Raw genomic sequence first — 1,023 nt, 5'->3', positions numbered from 1 at the left:
CTCCTGCTTCCCTCTTCCCTTCCGCGCTGTCACATCCGGTTTCGGCCCGGCCGCGGGCGGCTATGTCTGCCGCAGCGCCGCCGCGCCGTTTCGCGCGCGCGGCCCCGGCGCGCCGCACATGCGGTCCAGTTCCTCCCGCCAGTCCGCGCGCTCCAGCGCCCCGGCGAAGACCACGTAGTCCGCTCCGGCCCGCAGATAGCCCTCCAGCTGCTCGCGGGAGCGCACATTGCCCCCGATGAAGATCAGCTGACCGGGGCTCAGCCGGTCCCGGAAGTAGCGGCACACCCGGCCCGTGACCTGCTCGAAGCGCGAGTACAGGTAGACGACGGGGAAGCCGAACGCGCGGATCGTCTCGATCCGCCGGTCCAACTGCGCCGGGGTCCGGCCGAGCGGCTCGGTGTGCATCACGGCGGCCGAGACGGGGTCGTCGCCGAAGGTGAGCGCCGCCTCCAGCAGGAACTCCGGCAGGTCCTCCTGGGCCGTGCCGCGCCCGTGCTGTACGTGCAGGGTCTCCAGGAGGCTCTGCCAGACGAAGTACGGGTCGGTGGAGCCCAGCAACGCCGGGGCGAGGAGCGCGTCGGCGCCGGTCGCCACGGGCAGCCCGGCGCCGGGCCGGGGCGGGAAGTGGGTGATCACGGGGATGTCCACGGCGGCCTTGACCCGCGCCACGTACGCGGGCATCCGCTCGTCGAAGCGGTCGTAGTCGGTGCTGGCCAGCAGCAGGAACGGCAGCCCCGCCCGCTGCACGGCCTCGGCCTTGAGCACCGCTTCGCGCGGCGGGACCTTGAACGGGTCCACCACGTGCAGCGGGCTCGGCCGGTGGGCGCGCAGCAGGGCCAGTACCCCTCGGTCGGCGCCGATCACGACGGCCTCCGATTGCCTGCGCAGCCGAGGGCGAGCAGCGCGGTGGCGGTCGTGAACAGGCCCGCGGTGTCCGTCTTCACGGTGCCGACGACCCGCGCGCCGCTGCCCTCGGTGCGCCAGGCGTAGGGGGCGTCGGGGTCGGTCAGGGAGGGCGGCGGC

Annotated in this window: 1 protein-coding gene; it reads right to left on the bottom strand. The window is 74.2% G+C overall.

What is annotated here, in order from left to right:
• Nucleotides 1–60: 60 nt before the first annotated feature.
• Nucleotides 61–864 carry a geranylgeranylglyceryl/heptaprenylglyceryl phosphate synthase gene (locus ACFU99_RS44530; protein ID WP_384404626.1) on the bottom strand — a complete coding sequence of 268 codons (804 nt, stop codon included), beginning with the start codon at nucleotides 862–864 and terminating at the stop codon, nucleotides 61–63.
• Nucleotides 865–1,023: the final 159 nt, after the last annotated feature.

This window comes from Streptomyces sp. NPDC057654, from assembly GCF_042800135.1.
GTDB lineage: Bacteria > Actinomycetota > Actinomycetes > Streptomycetales > Streptomycetaceae > Streptomyces.
This window is presented reverse-complemented; position numbering and strand designations above follow the sequence as displayed.